Source organism: Thioclava sp. F36-6 (assembly GCF_002020305.1).
Taxonomy (GTDB): Bacteria; Pseudomonadota; Alphaproteobacteria; order Rhodobacterales; family Rhodobacteraceae; genus Thioclava; species Thioclava sediminum.
Window position 1 is genome coordinate 101000 of record NZ_MPZX01000001.1, and the last position, 15502, is coordinate 116501.

Annotated in this window: 15 protein-coding genes; 10 read left to right on the top strand and 5 right to left on the bottom strand. The window is 64.9% G+C overall.

Going from position 1 to position 15502, the window contains the following annotated elements:
• Positions 1 to 160: 160 nt before the first annotated feature.
• From BMI88_RS00475 to BMI88_RS00505, 7 genes are all read left to right on the top strand, one after another.
• The gene (locus BMI88_RS00475) at positions 161 to 3157 is read left to right on the top strand and encodes a monovalent cation/H+ antiporter subunit A (protein WP_078545092.1); all 2997 of its coding nucleotides are present in this window, start codon (positions 161 to 163) and stop codon (positions 3155 to 3157) included.
• On the top strand, positions 3157 to 3495 hold the full coding sequence (locus tag BMI88_RS00480) for a Na+/H+ antiporter subunit C (RefSeq protein ID WP_078522021.1): 339 nt from the start codon (positions 3157 to 3159) through the stop codon (positions 3493 to 3495). Before BMI88_RS00475 ends, BMI88_RS00480 begins: the two co-directional genes overlap by 1 nt.
• Positions 3495 to 5210, top strand: a complete 1716-nt coding sequence (locus BMI88_RS00485) for a monovalent cation/H+ antiporter subunit D (protein WP_078547199.1) — start codon at positions 3495 to 3497, stop codon at positions 5208 to 5210. Before BMI88_RS00480 ends, BMI88_RS00485 begins: the two co-directional genes overlap by 1 nt.
• A gap of 13 nt (positions 5211 to 5223) precedes the next feature.
• The gene (locus BMI88_RS00490; protein WP_078522020.1) at positions 5224 to 5715 is read left to right on the top strand and encodes a Na+/H+ antiporter subunit E; all 492 of its coding nucleotides are present in this window, start codon (positions 5224 to 5226) and stop codon (positions 5713 to 5715) included.
• Positions 5712 to 5981 (top strand): K+/H+ antiporter subunit F, encoded by a 270-nt coding sequence (locus tag BMI88_RS00495; protein WP_078522019.1) that lies wholly within the window; start codon positions 5712 to 5714, stop codon positions 5979 to 5981. The genes BMI88_RS00490 and BMI88_RS00495 overlap by 4 nt, the downstream gene beginning before the upstream one ends.
• Before the next feature lie 7 nt (positions 5982 to 5988).
• Positions 5989 to 6405 carry a Na+/H+ antiporter subunit G gene (locus BMI88_RS00500; protein ID WP_078545094.1) on the top strand — a complete coding sequence of 139 codons (417 nt, stop codon included), beginning with the start codon at positions 5989 to 5991 and terminating at the stop codon, positions 6403 to 6405.
• Positions 6406 to 6506: 101 nt separating this feature from the next.
• Positions 6507 to 7250, top strand: a complete 744-nt coding sequence (locus BMI88_RS00505) for a sterol desaturase family protein (RefSeq protein WP_078545097.1) — start codon at positions 6507 to 6509, stop codon at positions 7248 to 7250.
• Positions 7251 to 7462: 212 nt separating this feature from the next.
• Here the strand turns inward: BMI88_RS00505 and BMI88_RS00510 are convergent, their stop codons facing one another.
• Complete coding sequence (locus BMI88_RS00510) at positions 7463 to 8512, bottom strand: FAD-dependent oxidoreductase (protein ID WP_078545100.1); 1050 nt, start codon at positions 8510 to 8512, stop codon at positions 7463 to 7465.
• A gap of 49 nt (positions 8513 to 8561) precedes the next feature.
• Here BMI88_RS00510 and mnmD point away from each other — a divergent pair, with 49 nt between their 5' ends.
• Both mnmD and BMI88_RS00520 read left to right on the top strand, forming a co-directional pair.
• Positions 8562 to 9236 carry a tRNA (5-methylaminomethyl-2-thiouridine)(34)-methyltransferase MnmD gene (gene mnmD, locus BMI88_RS00515; RefSeq protein ID WP_078545103.1) on the top strand — a complete coding sequence of 225 codons (675 nt, stop codon included), beginning with the start codon at positions 8562 to 8564 and terminating at the stop codon, positions 9234 to 9236.
• Positions 9229 to 10101, top strand: coding sequence for a DMT family transporter (locus BMI88_RS00520; protein ID WP_078545106.1), 873 nt, complete (start codon positions 9229 to 9231; stop codon positions 10099 to 10101). Before mnmD ends, BMI88_RS00520 begins: the two co-directional genes overlap by 8 nt.
• A gap of 64 nt (positions 10102 to 10165) precedes the next feature.
• Here BMI88_RS00520 and BMI88_RS00525 read toward each other — a convergent pair whose 3' ends face one another.
• Positions 10166 to 12112 carry a lytic transglycosylase domain-containing protein gene (locus BMI88_RS00525; protein WP_078545110.1) on the bottom strand — a complete coding sequence of 649 codons (1947 nt, stop codon included), beginning with the start codon at positions 12110 to 12112 and terminating at the stop codon, positions 10166 to 10168.
• Between the two features lie 153 nt (positions 12113 to 12265).
• Here BMI88_RS00525 and dapA point away from each other — a divergent pair, with 153 nt between their 5' ends.
• Entirely contained in the window at positions 12266 to 13138 is an 873-nt protein-coding gene (dapA, locus tag BMI88_RS00530; RefSeq protein ID WP_078545113.1) for a 4-hydroxy-tetrahydrodipicolinate synthase, read from the top strand.
• 76 nt (positions 13139 to 13214) lie between these two features.
• Here the strand turns inward: dapA and BMI88_RS00535 are convergent, their stop codons facing one another.
• The 3 genes from BMI88_RS00535 to BMI88_RS00545 all read right to left on the bottom strand — a co-directional run bounded on the left by BMI88_RS00535 (position 13215) and on the right by BMI88_RS00545 (position 15473).
• Positions 13215 to 14369: a flagellar motor protein MotB gene (locus BMI88_RS00535; protein ID WP_078545116.1), complete on the bottom strand. Its 1155-nt coding sequence runs from the start codon at positions 14367 to 14369 to the stop codon at positions 13215 to 13217.
• A 200-nt stretch (positions 14370 to 14569) separates the two neighbouring features.
• Complete coding sequence (locus BMI88_RS00540) at positions 14570 to 15034, bottom strand: MucR family transcriptional regulator (RefSeq protein ID WP_078545118.1); 465 nt, start codon at positions 15032 to 15034, stop codon at positions 14570 to 14572.
• Positions 15035 to 15203: 169 nt separating this feature from the next.
• Positions 15204 to 15473 carry a MucR family transcriptional regulator gene (locus tag BMI88_RS00545; RefSeq protein ID WP_078545121.1) on the bottom strand — a complete coding sequence of 90 codons (270 nt, stop codon included), beginning with the start codon at positions 15471 to 15473 and terminating at the stop codon, positions 15204 to 15206.
• Positions 15474 to 15502: the final 29 nt, after the last annotated feature.

Here is a 15502-nt window from a genome sequence, read left to right on the forward strand (position 1 = left end):
GGCGGCCTCCGCACAATGCCTTGCGATTCTACTCAGGAAACGCCGTCGCGAAGCTTGACAGACATGCCCCCTGTGCGCAGGTAAAGTAATGCTTGCGCGGGGGGAGAGTGCGGTCGCATCCATCGCCCCAAGGCCCGCCAAAGAACGGACCGGAGAGAAGATGTCGCCTGCCTTGATCGCCGCTTTGCCCTTCTTGGGCGCAGCCATGCCGTCGATCCTTATCCGCACCGGACGCAACAATGCCGCCGCGGTTTCGGCCCTGTTCACGGGGCTGGCGCTGCTTGGGTTGTTGCTGAACCTGCCGACCGTGATGGCGGGTGGTGTCGTCGAGACCAAGATCGACTGGCTGCCCTGGCTGGGCCTGAACGTGAATTTCTGGATCGACGGTCTGGGGATGCTGTTCGCGACGCTGATCCTCGGGATCGGGTTGCTGATCATCCTCTATGCGCGGTTTTACCTGTCGAACAAGGACCCGGTCGGTCAGTTCTACACCTACTTGCTGCTGTTCCAAGGCGCGATGGTGGGCATCGTGCTGTCCGACAACATCCTGCTATTGCTGATCTTCTGGGAGCTGACCTCGCTTAGCTCCTTCCTGCTCATCGGCTATTGGAAACACCTGCCGGCAGGGCGTCAGGGCGCGCGCATGGCGCTGACCGTGACCGGTCTGGGCGGCCTGTCGATGATCGCGGGGATGCTGATCCTCGGCAATATCGCGGGCAGCTACGACATCTCGGAAATCCTGCAGCACAAGGACGCCATTCAGGCGAGCCCCTATTACATCCCGGCGCTGCTGCTGATCCTCGGCGGCGCGTTCACCAAATCCGCCCAGTTCCCGTTCCATTTCTGGCTGCCGCACGCGATGGCGGCGCCGACGCCCGTCTCGGCCTATCTGCACTCCGCCACGATGGTGAAGGCGGGGCTGTTCCTGATGGCGCGGATGTGGCCGGTGCTCTCGGGCACGCCGGAATGGTTCTATATCGTGGCGAGCGTTGGTTTGATCACAATGCTGATCGCCGCGAAGATCGCGATCTTCAAACACGACATGAAGGCTCTTCTGGCCTTCTCGACGGTCTCGCATCTGGGGCTCATAACCTTCATGCTGGGACTAGGGACCGAAGCCGGGGCGCTGGCCGCCGTGTTCCACATCATCAACCACGCGACCTTCAAAGCGGCGCTCTTCATGTCGGCGGGCATCGTCGATCACGAGGCGGGCACGCGCGATCTGACCCGCGTCTCGGGGCTGCGCAAGCTGATGCCGATCACCTTCGTGATCGCGACCATCGCGGCGTTGTCGATGGCGGGCATTCCCTTCTTCAACGGGTTCCTCTCGAAAGAGATGATGCTGGAAGCCGCGGCCCATACGAAATGGCTCGACAATAGCTGGCTGATCCCGGTGCTTGCCACGATCGCGGCGCTGTTCTCGGCCACCTATGCCTTCCGCTTCATCAGTCACGGCTTCTTCGGCCCGCCGCCGGAGAATCTGCCGAAGACCCCGCATGATCCGCCCTTCGGCATGTGGATCAGCCCGGCCTTCCTCGCCTTCCTCGTGATCGCGATCGGTCTGTTCCCGATGGCGGTGGCGGGCGGCTATGTCCAGATGGCGACCAATGCGGTCGTCGGTGGCGGCTATCACATGCACGAGCTGAAGATCTGGCACGGCGTCACGCCGGCGCTGATCATGTCGGCCATTGCCGTCACTGGCGGTATCGCTCTGCTCGCGGCGCATCGCCCGTTCCAGCGCCTCTGGGACGCCACTCCGCGCCCCGAGGCCAAGGTGATGTTCGACTGGGTGGTCGCGAAGGTGCAGAGCCTTGCGGCCTGGATCACGCAGGGGCTGCATACCGGCGCGATGGCGCGTTACCTGATGTTGTTCACGATAACTGCGGTCGGCGTGGGGCTCTATGCCTTCATGAGCGGCACGCTGGGGCCGCAGACCCGTGCGCTGACGCCGGTGAACGGCGCGGCGGCGACCTCGTGGCTGCTGCTGCTGACGGCCACGATGTGTATCGTCGCCTTCCATCACAACCGCATCCTCGCGCTGGTGTTGATCGGGATCGTCGGCCTGACCGTCTCGATCTCCTTTATCTTCCTCTCGGCGCCCGACCTCGCGCTGACGCAGATCTCGGTCGAGATCGTGACGACGGTGCTGATGCTCCTGGCGTTGAACTTCCTGCCCAAGATCACCTCGATCGAATCCAGCCGGATGAAGATCGGCTTTGACGTCGGGCTTTCGGTCGCGGCGGGCGTCGCGGTCTCGGGGCTGATCTACGCGCTGCTGACCCGCGATTTCGCCTTCCCGACGATGTCCGGCTACATGCTCGACAACAGCTACAACCTTGCGGGCGGGGACAACGTGGTGAACGTGATCCTCGTGGACTTCCGTGGCTACGATACGTTCGGCGAGATCACGGTGCTGGGCATCGCCGCGCTGGTGATCTTCGCGCTGACCGAGGCGCTGCTGCAGGGCGCGTCCTCGCGCAAGCTGATCGCGTGGCGCCCCGACGTGCCGCGTGGCGGCGACAAGCACCCGCTGATGCTGCTGATCGTGACGCGGGTGATGATGCCGATCGCGCTGGTCGTGGGGCTCTATATCTTCTTGCGCGGCCACAATGCGCCCGGCGGCGGCTTCATCGCCGGTCTCGTGGTCGCGATCGCGCTGGTGACGCAATACATGGCCTCGGGCTTTGCGTGGACGCAGGCGCGCCAGAAGGTCTATTACCACGTGCTGATCGCGTCGGGCGTGCTGGTCGCAGGGATCACCGGGGCCGGGGCCTTCTTCAACGACATGCCCTTCCTGACCTCCGATTTCGGCTATGTGAAACTGCCCGGTCTCGACAAGTTCGAGCTGGCGACCGCTGCGGGCTTCGACCTCGGCGTGTTCCTCGGCGTCGTGGGCTCGGTGATGCTGGCGCTTGGCGGGCTGAGCCGCCTCGCGCGCCGTGCCGCGATGGGCGAGGAAGGCGGCGAGGAGGGCGCGCATATCGCGGCCGAGAAGCCGGAGGCCCGCGTGCTCGCGCCGCTCTCGGCCGGGCCCTATCCGCCCGAAGCCAAAGTGCCGCGCCGCTGGTGGAAGACCGCCCGCGCCGCGCGCGAAGCCACCCAGAACGAGCGTGACACCGTGCACGAGAACAAGAAGACCAACGGGGGCGATCACTGATGGAAGTGCTCGTTGCATCGGCCATCGGCGTGCTGACCGCCGCCGGCATCTACATGATCCTGCGTCTGCGCACCTTCCCCGTGGTGGTGGGCATGTCGCTGCTGTCCTACGCGGTGAACGTGTTCCTGTTCGCCACCGGTCGTCTGGTGATCAACCAGCCGCCGATCCTGCGCGACGGCGTCACCTCCTATACCGACCCGATCCCGCAGGCGCTGGTCCTGACCGCGATCGTGATCTCCTTCGGGATGACCGCCGTGGTCGTGATGCTCGCGCTTGGCGCCTTCATCGAGGCGGGCAATGACCGCATCGACCTCGAGGAAGAGGAGGACGGCCAATGATGGAGCATTGGATCATCGCGCCCGTCCTGATCCCGGCGATGCTCGCGCCGCTGATCGTGCTGTGGATGCGCTACGATCTGGTCACGCAGCGCGTGGCCTCGATCCTCGGCATGTCGGCGCTGCTGGTGCTGGCCATCGTGCTGATAGTGTCGGCCTCGATGGGCCCGCCCGAGGTCTATCGCCTCGGCAACTGGGAGCCGCCCTATGGCATCGTGCTGGTCCTCGACCGGCTGTCGGCGCTGATGCTGCTGCTGACCTCGATCCTCGGCCTCGTGATCGTGCTCTATGCGATCGGCTCTGGCTGGGACAAGCGCGGCTGGCATTTCCACTCGCTGATGCAGTTCCAGATGATGGGGATCAACGGCGCCTTCCTGACGGGCGACGCGTTCAACCTGTTCGTCTTCTTCGAGGTTCTGCTGATCGCCTCCTACGGTCTGATGATCCATGGCGGCGGGCGCGCGCGGCTGAAATCGGGCGTACAATACGTGGTCTACAACCTCGCGGGCTCGACGCTGTTCCTCTTCGCGCTGGGGACGATCTACGCGACGGCCGGCACGCTCAACATGGCGGATCTCGCGGTGAAGGTGGCCGAGATGCCGACCGAGCAGACGGCGCTGATCAAGGTCGGCGCGGCGCTTCTGATGTTGGTTTTCGCGGTCAAGGCCGCGCTGGTGCCGCTGCAATTCTGGCTGCCCGCGACCTACACGAATGCGCCCGGCCCGGTAGCGGCGCTGTTTGCGATCATGACCAAGGTCGGGACCTATGCGATCGTCCGCGTCTATACCCTGATCTTCCCGATCACTGGTACGATCGGCACGCTTGCCCATGACGTCCTTCTGCCCTCCGCCTTCCTGACGCTGGCGATCGGGATGATCGGTATTCTCGGCGCTCGCGACATGGGCCGCACGGTGGCCTATGCGGTGATCGGCTCGGTCGGGACGATGATGCTGGCATTTGCGCAATTCACCCAAGGCGCCACTTCGGCGGGCCTTTACTACATGATCCACTCGACGCTGACCGCCGGCGCGATGTTCCTGATCGCCGATCTCGTGCGCGAGCGGCGCGGGCGCTGGGGGCTCGGCTTTACCGATGCGCCACTGATGAAGAACCACGGGCTGATGGCGGGCATGTTCTTCATGGGCGCAATCGCGATGGCCGGGATGCCGCCGCTCTCGGGCTTCCTCGGCAAGCTGATGATCCTGGATGCGACGCGCGGCCAATGGGCGCTTTGGGCGACGGTTCTCGTGACCTCGCTGATCGCCATCGTGGGCTATGCCCGCGCAGGTAGTCAGGTGTTCTGGCGCTCCTACGCGGTCGAGGCCGAGGAGGACGATCTGCCGCCCGCGCCGAAGGATGCGAGTTCTCCGGGCCTCGCCTTTACCGCGACCGGTATCCTGCTGGCCGGGTCGGTGGCGCTGACCGCGCTGGCCGGACCTGCGAGCACCTGGCTGCAGGGCACCTCCGCGCAGCTGTTCACGCCGTCGCAATATATCGACGCGGTTCTCGCCGGCGCGGAAGAGCGCGCACAGGAGGCGGCACGCATCGGCGCCCATGAGCATGGCCATATGGAAGTGAGCGAGGAAATGCAGGCCGAGGACGCGCATGGCGGCGAGGCCAATGCCGCCGACCCGCATGCCGACACTCAGCCCGCCGATCAGGCCGACACCCACACCGGAACCGAGACGGGGCAGGACGCCCCCGCCGCGGCGCATTGAGGGGAGCAAAGAGATGATCCGCAAGATCCTTCCCCACCCCTACCTGACCGTCACGCTGGTGATGGTCTGGCTGATGCTAGCCAATAGCTACACGCTCAATTCGCTGGTCTTCGCGATCCTCGTGGGTCTCGTGATCCCGTGGATCACCGCGCCCTACTGGCCCGCGCGCCCGCGTTTCGCGAAGCCGCTGAAGATCATCGAGTACATCTTCATCGTGATCTGGGATATCATCGTCGCGAATATCACCGTGGCGAAGATCGTGCTCTTCATGCCCAATTCCAAGCTGCACCCCGCCTGGGTCACGGTGCCGCTCGATATCGTCACGCCCGAGGCGGTGACGGTGCTGGCGGGCACGATCACGATGACGCCCGGAACGCTGACGGCGGAGCTGGCCGCCGACGGGCACTCGCTGCTGGTCCACGCGCTGCATGCGCCCGATGCCGATGAGGTGCGCGACGAGATCAAGTCCCGCTACGAGGCCCGCCTGAAGGAGATTTTCGAATGATCACCTATGCCCTGATCTTCGCCATCGCCTGCTATTCGCTGGCGCTGCTGTTCAACCTCTACCGGGTCGTCAAGGCGCCGGGCGTGACCGACCGGGTCCTCGCGCTCGACACGATGGCGATCAACGCGATCGCGATGATCGTGCTGTTCGGCATCTGGGAGGGCACGGCGCTCTTCTTCGAGGCGTCGATCCTTTACGCAATGACGGGCTTCGTGGCGACGGTCTCCTTCGCCAAATTCATCCTGCGCGGCGACATTATCGAGTGAGGGCGTGATGGAACTGTTCTGGGATATCCTGATTTCCGCGCTGCTCGTGATCGGCGGCATCTTCGGCCTCGTCGGCAGCTTCGGGCTGGTCAAGCTGCCCGACCCGATGACGCGCCTGCACGCGCCGACCAAGGCCGCGACGCTGGGCGTGGGCGCGATCCTGATCGCCTCGATGGTCTGGTTTGCGGTGAAGCAGGGCCACCTGACCCTGCACGAGCTGATGGTCACCATCTTCATCTTCCTGACGGCCCCGATCACCGCGCATTTCATCTCGAAGGCCAATATCTTCCGCGACTGGCCAGCCGAGAAGCTGCCGAAGCCCGCAGGCGAGGGCGACTGGGCGGTGCACACCGCCGATGCCGATACCTCGAAGGGCGAACTGGCGGTCGAGCGGGAAAAGAACATCCCGCACGAGAACGACTGACGACGAGAGCGACGGACTGGCCCTGACGTTGCGAAACGCTTTGACGCGCGCGTAACCCGTGGCAGGCTGATCCCCGGAGGAGATTTCGGGAGACTTTCGCGATGCGGATGCGGCTGATGCTGTCCCATCTGTCGATCTGGGTGATGATCGCAGTCGTCGCCGCGGCGGCCTATTGGATCGCGCAGGGGCCTTGGTGGCTCTGGGCGGTCGCGCTGTTGGGGATCCCGGCGCAGATGCTCAACGAATACGGGCTCCACCGCTACATCTTCCACATGGCGCCGCCGAAGCGGCAATGGGCCTTCAACTGGCTCTACCGGGTGCATTACGGCCACCACGAATTCCCCACCTGCTGGCCGCTTCTGTTTGCGCCGCTCTCGGTGATCGTGCCGGTGCTCGTGGGCAATACCGCGCTCCTTTGGGCGGTGCTGTCGCTGATCGGCGTGCCTTATGCGTTCGATATCGCCGTGGCCGTCGTGCCGCTTGGGGGCGCTGCGACCTTCCTCGCCTATGAATGGTTCCACACGACCGCCCATGTCACCGTGAAGAAGACCGCAATCGAGCGCCATGTCTCGACGCTGCACAACCAGCACCATTTCCGCGACTTCTCGAAATGGTTTCATGTCACAGCAGGGGGCGAGGTGATCGACCGGCTGATGGGCACCGCGATTTCGCGCGATCAACTCAAGACCCAAAGCCGCGTCGAGTTCATCCGGACCCTCGGCCTGCGCCCCGACGATCCGCGCCTTATCGCGGCACGGAAGAAATTCGCGCCTCGCTTCGGGATCACCGAGGCAGAGGTCTCGCGGGCGGGTCATGTCGGAGGGGGCGCTGCCCCCGCGCGCTGACGCACGCCCCCCGGGATATTTCCGCCAAGAGGAAGTTAAACCTTCCATAACCAGAATCGCCTGACCCTGATCTCGCGGAACAGGCGGGGACGCCGATGACCGCCCAAGGGGAAGCGCCCGGCCTGCCGCCCGCAGCCGGGTTCGAGCCGGGCGTTTTTCTTCCTCTTGGGACAAATATCCCGGGGGAGGCCGCAGGTCGGGGGCGGAGCCCCTTAGAGGTTATCGGTCACGCGGAAGCCTTCGGGGATCGTGTCGCGCCCCTCCAGCACCAGATCGACCATCACCTCGGCCACTTTCGGCGCCATGCCGAAGCCGATCTTGAACCCGCCATTGGCGATGAAATGCCCCGGACGGTCGGGCCAGTCACCCAGCATCGGCGCGCGCGATTTGGCGCGTGGGCGCACCCCGGCCCAGCGGTCGATCACCGGAGCCTCGGCGAGGGGCGGGCACAGTTTGCGCGCCTTCTCGATCAGCGCGTCGAGCTGTGCATCGGTCGTGTCTGGGGCGTCGAATTCGCGCTCGGAGGTCGACCCGATCGCGACCGTGCCATCGGAATGGGGAATGATGTGGAGGCTCTCCGCGAAAAGCTGCGGCACGTCGCCGGCCGCATATCGGAAGAGTGCCGATTGGCCCTTCACCCCGGTGCCGATGGTCTTGCCGACCACCGCGTTCAGCGCGGCCAGACCTTCGGCGCCGGTCGCGTGGATGACCGGACCAACCTCGTCGGCCTCGCCGAACACGATCTCCGCGCCCATCGCTTCGAGCGCTGCGACCAGCGCAGCCCCGGCGGCGCGCGGATTGGCGCGCGCCGTGAGCGTGTCGTGGATCACGAGCCCGGTGGGCGAGGGGCGCGCGAAGGCGCCGAATTCCGCAGCCTCGGCCACGCGCCATGTGGCGAAGCCCTGCCACAGCTCGGCCGCCCCAGCCGCTCGGTCCTTGGCGCGCGCGATCTGCGCCTCATCCGCCAACGGCTGCAGCCGCCCGAGACGCGCATAGCCCGGATCGCCGCCACCGATGCGCTGCACGTCCGCCCAGAAGGCTTCCGCCATGCGCAGGCTCTCGAACTGGAATTGTTTCTTGGGGTTCCAGTTCTCCGGCACATGCGGGGCGAGCGCGCCGACATGGCCGCCCGAGCTGCCCGCGCCGATGCGGCTGCGTTCGATGAGCCGGACCTTCGCGCCGCGCCTTGCTGCCTGATATGCGATCGCGAGGCCGAAGATGCCGCCGCCGCGCACGGTTATGTCGTGTCTGCCGCTTGTCATTTCGCGCCTCCTGCTTCAAGGCTGGGCCGGAGACTGTGGACTATCCCCGATGAACGCCCCTGACCAGAGCAAAGCCGATCTCGATTGGCGCGATGACCTTGTGCCGGTCTCGCGGCGGTTCGACGATCCCTATTTCAGCCTTGCGGGCGGTCTGGACGAGACGCGACACGTGTTCTTGGCGGGCAATGAGCTGCCCGCGCGGCTGCGTCCCGGCTTTCACGTAGCCGAGCTGGGCTACGGCACGGGGTTGAACCTGCTGGCGCTGCGGCTGAGCTGTCCAGAGGATTGCCCGATCCGCTTCACCTCCTTCGAGGCCTACCCGATGGAGGCCGACGAGATCGCGCGGGCGCTGGACGCATTTCCGGAGGTCGCGCCCGTGGCCGGTCCTTATCTGGAAGCCTGGGCTGCAGGGCAGCGCCAGTTTCAACTCGGTCCGATCGCGGTGGAGATCATCGAAGGTGACGCGCGCACGGCGCTTCCCGCTTGGGACAGCGTGGCCGATGCGTGGTTCCTTGACGGGTTTTCGCCCGCGAAAAACCCCGAGCTTTGGGGCGACGATCTGATGGCCGAGGTCGGCGCCCATACGGTGCCGGGCGGCTCCTTCGCGACCTATACGGCGGCTGGCTTCGTGCGCCGCGCCCTCGAGGCCGCGGGCTTCGAGGTCAGCCGCAGCCCGGGTTTCGGGCGCAAACGCCACATGTCGCGCGGGGTGAAACATGGTTGAACAATCGACCCGCCGCGGCATCGCGCTGATGGTCGCCGTGACCTTCATCTTCGCGCTTCAGGATGGCATCTCGCGCCATCTGGCCGAGACCTATAACGTCTACATGGCGCTTATGGTGCGCTTCTGGTTCTTCGCGGCCTTCGTGCTGGTAATCGCAGCGCGCAGCCCCGGTGGGATCAAGCGGGCGACGCGCTCGGGCCTGCCTTGGGCGCAGGTGATCCGCTCGCTCATCTTGATCACCGAGGTGGTCGTGATGGTGCAGGCCTTCGTCTATCTCGGGCTCGTCCATTCCCATGCGGTCTTCGCCTGCTACCCGCTGCTGGTCGCGGCGCTCTCCGGGCCGGTGCTGGGCGAGAAGGTCGGCTGGCGGCGCGTGGCGGCGATCGGTGTGGGCTTCATCGGGGTGCTCATCATCCTCAAGCCCGGCTTCGGTGTGTTCTCTCCCTATGCGCTGATCCCGCTGGCGGCGGCGACGCTGTTCGCGCTCTACTCGCTGATGACGCGCTATGTGGGCCGCGTCGATCCGACCTCGGTGTCCTTCTTCTACACTGGCGTGATCGGGGCACTGGTGATCACGGCAGTTGGCATCTGGCACTGGGAGAACATGATCGCGTCGGACTGGGCGTGGATGGTCGTGCTGTGCTTCACCGCCGCGACCGGGCATTTCCTGCTTATCAAGGCCTATGAGGTGGCCGAGGCCTCTGCGATCCAGCCCTTCGCCTATCTGCAGCTGGTCTTCGCCTCGACGCTGGGCGTCGTCGTTTTCGGCGAGACACTGGAGTGGAACGTGGTGATCGGCGCGGGGGTCGTGGTCAGCGCGGGGCTCTTTACCCTGTGGCGCGCACGGGTGGCCCAAGAGGCGTGACCGCCTCTTTCGGCTTGGTTCAAATATCCCGGGGTGAGGCCGTCAGGCCGAGGGGCAGCGCCCCTCAATCGGTCACGTCACCGCGCAGGATGTCGGTGAATTTCACCTCGCCCTTGCCCAGCCGCGCGCGGTAGGGCGGGATCGCCTCGGAAACGCGCATGACGTAGTTGCGGGTCTCGGTGAAGGGGATCATCTCGACCCAGTCGATCACGTCGACCGTGCCGATCCGCGGGTCGCCGCGATCTTCCATCCAGTTGCGCGGACGTCCGGGCCCTGCGTTGTAGCCCGAGGCGACCAGCACCGAAGACGGTCCGAATTCGTCACGCAGCTCGGCCAGATAGGCGCCGCCCAGTTTGAGGTTATAGGTCGCATCCGTCGTCAGCCGCGCCTTCTCGTAGGGCAGGCCGGTTTTATCCGCCATCATCTTCGCGGTGCCGGGCATAAGCTGCATCAGGCCCTGCGCGCCGACCGGAGATCCCACGCCGATCGCGAACTGGCTTTCGCGCCGTGCGACCGCGAGGACGACTTCTTCCGGCACGCCCAGATCATGGCTCGTCAGCCCCGGGATCGGCCAGAGCGCCTGCGCGATGATCTCGCCCTTCAGCGCGGCGCGTTTGCCGATGATCAGCGCGAGATAGGTGTCGTCCTCCTCAAGCGCGTACTTCGTGAGCGCGCCGAAATTTCCCGGCCCGAGGCTTTCCTCGAGATGTAGCACGAAGCGCGCGCCCAGCTCGTTTTCGCCGGCCTCGTAAAGCAGCTGCGCGGCCTTGAAGACGGAAGAATGACGCAGCTTATAGCGCCGCCAGTCGGGCAGGTCGGGGCCCTTGGCGAAATTCGCGGGCAAGGACAGGTTCAGCCGCTCCGCCGACAGGAGCCCGTAATAGGCGTCCTGATTTTCCGCGCCTTTGCGCCATGCGGCCTTGGCTTCGTCGCTGCGGCCCAGAACCTCCAGCGCGCGGCCTTGCCAATACCATGCCCGCGACGACGAGATCGGCCCGTCCACCGCCTTTTCGAGGTTGTGGAAATGGCTGTAGGCCGTATCGGCGCGGCCCAGTTTCAGGGCGGCATAGCCCGCCACCCATTCGAGATCGGCGTAATCGGCACCGCCCGGTTCCAGATGGTGCGAGGCGGCCAGATTATAGGCGCGTTGCGTGTTGCCCGCGCGCAGGTCCCAGCGCGACTGATAGCCGCGGAGTGTCGCCCAAAGGTCGGGATCTTCCAGATCGGTCGCGGATTTCGACCGCTCGAGGATCAGCTCTGCCGCCCCGTCTTCCAGCCCCGCGCGCCAGCGCCACATCGCGCGGTCGCGAGCAAGCCCTGCGGAGCGTTCGACCATATAGCCGGGCACGGCGGCGACGAGATCGTCCACGCCATTCTCGCGCGCCTGCAGGGCGATCCGCGCCTCGGCGACGGCCTTGGTGCCCGGCGTGACCAAACCGATCATCCGGCGCGCATCCGACAGATGTCCGCGATCGAGCATGTTCTGCATCCGCCCGCCATGATCGGCAGAGATAAGCGAAGGGTAGTCGGCCAAGAACTTCGCCTGCTCGTCTTCGTCCATTGGCAGTTGGCGCCACGCGGTCTTGGCGACCTCGGCCGCCAGCGCCTTCTGTCCCAGGGCAAGATGCGCGCCTATCAACGCCAGCGCGCCGGTGCCGGTCTGCGGCGGGCCAAGTTTGAAATAGGCGATCACCTCGCGCGGCGGTATGCCATCGAGCTTGGCCTCGCCCTTCTCGCGCAGCCACGGCATGCCGGGCCAATCGGCGCGGCGGGTGGCGAAATCGAGATAGTCGGCGAAATCGCCTTCGCCGTCGCGCAGCCGTTTCCACTCGATGACATCGAAGCCCAGGGGGCCGACGCGACGCGCGAGATTTTCAGCCTCGTCCCAGTTGCCGGAATTGGCCGCGGCGAAAGCATCGGACAGCGCGGAACTCGCGGCGCGAAGCGCGGCCGGCGAGAGCGCGAAACTCGAAGCCGCAAGTGCGGCGAGGAACTGGCGTCGGATCATCATGGCTGCTCGTGGTCGCGGGTTTGTCCCTTTGATACGGGCCTCTCACAGATGGGGATGAATCACAAGTTGGCAACCGTCGCGCAACCGCCTATAACCCGGCCGATTTCCGCCGGGACGACTCACCCCCCGGCCCAACCAAAAAAGGAGCGTGTCATGTTCAAAGGGTCTCTTCCCGCACTGGTCACGCCGTTCAAGGACGGCGAACTGGATCTGGACACGCTCAAGAAACTCGTCGAGTGGCATATCGACCAGGGCAGCCACGGCCTCGTGCCGGTCGGCACCACAGGTGAAAGCCCGACGGTGAGCCATGCCGAGCATATGACCGTCATCACCGAGGTCGTGAAAGCCGCGAAGGGCCGTATCCCGATCATCGCGGGCGCGGGCTCGAACTCGACCGCCGAAGGCGTCCGTCTGATCCAGCACGCGGCCGAAACCGGGGCCGATGCGGCGCTCGTCGTGACACCCTATTACAACAAGCCGACGCAGCGCGGCATGATCGAGCATTACCGCGCGCTGCACGATGCCTGCGAACTGCCGATCGTGATCTACAACATCCCCGGCCGCTCGGTGATCGACATGATCCCCGAGACCATGGGCGAGCTGGCCAAGCTGCCGCGCATCGTCGGTGTGAAGGACGCGACCGGAAAGCTGGAGCGTGTGTCGATGCAGCGCGCGACCTGCGGGCCCGATTTCATCCAGTTGTCGGGCGAGGATGCGACCGCGCTCGGCTTCAACGCGCATGGCGGCGTGGGCTGCATCTCGGTGACTGCAAACGTCGCGCCGAAGCTTTGCGCCGAGTTCCAGGAGGCGACGCTTGCGGGCGATTACGCCAAGGCGCTGAGCTATCAGGACAAGCTGATGCCGCTGCATATGGCGATCTTCCTCGAGCCGGGCGTCGCGGGCGCGAAATACGCGATGTCGAAGCTGGGCATGTGCTCGGCCGAAGTGCGTCTGCCGCTGACCGAGCTTCTGCCCGAGACGAAGGCCGCGATCGACGCCGCGATGGCCCATGCGGGTTTGATCTGAGGGTCCGACCTAAGCGAACAAAGAAAAACGCCGGCGCGATTAAGTTCGCGCCGGCGTTTTTCTTTGATGATGGGGGTTATTGCAGGGCGCTGCGCAGATCGTCGAGCGCGACGGAGCTGTATTTCTGCGGCTGTTCCGACGTGCTCGGCGCGGCGGGCGCTGCAGCTTCGGGGGCCGCGTGTTCGACTGCCGGGGCCGGTTGCGGGGCCGCGGGCTCCGCATTCGCCTCGAGCCGCGGCGTCGCCGTATCGGTCGGCGCGGACGCATCGGTTTTCGGATGAAGATAGGCGAGGGTCACGGTGATCCGGCGGTTGGAGGGATCGCGGGGCTCTGCCGGTTTCAGCGGATCGGTGTCCGACAGGCCAGAGACCCGGGTGATACGCTCCGGAGCGACCCCGGCGGTCACGAGCGCCCGGCGCGTCGCATTGGCGCGGTCCGAGGACAGTTCCCAGTTCCCATAGGTGCCGCCCGCTTTCTGATAGGGGACCGAGTCGGTGTGGCCCGCGATCAGCACGTCATTGGGCAGATCGGAAAGGGCGCGCCCGAGCTGATCCATCAGCTTCGACGTCGGCCCGTCGATCTTCGCGCTGCCCGAGGCGAACATGGCTTTGCCAGCCTGATCCACGACCTCGATATTCAGCCCGTCCGGCGTGCGGCGGAACAGCACGTTCTGCTGCAGCGGGCGGAGGTCCGGGACGTGTTGGATCGCTTGCGTGATCCGGGTCTGAAGCGTCTCGAAGCGGGCGTCATCGACGGCATGCGGCGTGACCGCAGCGGTCTTGGCGTCGGTCGCATCTCCGGCCTCAGTCGTTGCCATTGCCGCGGCTGCGAGCTTGTCTGTCGTCGCGTCGGGCGTGGTGTCTTTGGATTTGCCGGAGGCGTTGGCCATCTCGGTCGAAGGATCGGTCGCTTGTCCGACGCCGGGATTGGCGGGGATGGCATCATTGGCACGCGACGCGTTCAAGACGCCTTTCGGCCCGATCGTCTCGCCAGCGAGCGGACCGGTGCCACCGGGCGCCTGCATCGAGATTTTCGCCGGCGCGAAGTAATCGGCGATCCCGGTCAGTTGGTTCTCGTCCGACACCGACAGGATCCACATCAGCAGGAAGAAGGCCATCATCGCGGTCATGAAGTCCGCGTAGGCGACTTTCCACGCACCGCCATGATGCTCGGATTCGTGATCGTCATCGCTCCGCTTCACAATGATCGGCGCTTGGTTCGACCGTGCCATGGATTGCCCTTTCCCACCTCGCCGACCGGAGCCAGCTGTATTCTCAGGGCATACGTCTTGTGCAGCCCCTGAGTGTGGGTTGTCGGATTAAAAATGGGCCAAAAGAGGGCGATAATCGTTCATGATCTGGAAACAAAGCCGCGCAACGGTGGCTCTGGAACCGTTTTCGAGCGACGGGCGTTGTGTTAGCCAGCTCGCGCTCAGGCGTCGTGAAGCGAAGCTTCGAGGTCGTCGCGGCTGTGCTTGCCTAGGCCGACTTTCTTGGCATAGGCCGCTTTGCGCGCCGAATAGCTGGGCGCGACCAGCGGCATATCCGCGGGCAGATTAAACAGAGTGCGATACTCGTCTTCGCTCAGCCCATGTTCCGAGCCGAGATGGCGCTTGAGCATCTTGAAGCCGCGCCCGCAGCACAGGCAGAAGACCTTATCCTCGGTCACCGCGTCTTCAATAGGAAGTGCGGGTTGCGGCCGTGCATGGCTGGCGTTCGCCGTGGCTGTGTCCGCTGCATGAGAGGCGCTTGCCTCGCCCAGCTCCTCGCCAAACTGCGCGGAGAGCTTCGCCACGAGGTCGACCACTTGATCCGCCGTTACATCCGCGCGGGCGGCATAGGCGGCAGCCACTGTCGCGATAATGTTAGCTGCATCCGTGGGCCGATCCTTCGACATGTGGTCTCTCCAATGCTTAAATTTTGCACTATCCCCGGATTAGTAGAGAAAGTTACGTGCAACATGCGTTTCTGTCAATAAACGCGAGTGTCTGTGCTTGGGTTTCCTGCAAATACATATTTTCTGCGCAGGATTGTTCTGTTGAGTGCTTCGACTGTCCTGGCGGTGATCAATGCAGTTTGTCGCACGTGCGCCAGCGCTGCTTGGCGAGCTGATAGTCCGGGGCGCTCGTGGGATAGTCCGGCGGCAGGCCCCATTTGGCGCGATATTCCTCGAAGGTCATTCCGAGCAGGTTTTTAAGATGACGCTTCAACATCTTGATCGGGCGGCCGGTCTCCAGGCAGATCAGCCGATCAGGAAAGACACTCTCCGAAATCGGCACCGCTGGGGGGCGGGAAGTCGCGGGCGCGCCGGCGCAAGCCGGGGATTGTTGCGTCATGTCTACTCTCACATGGTTTTGTTCTTAGG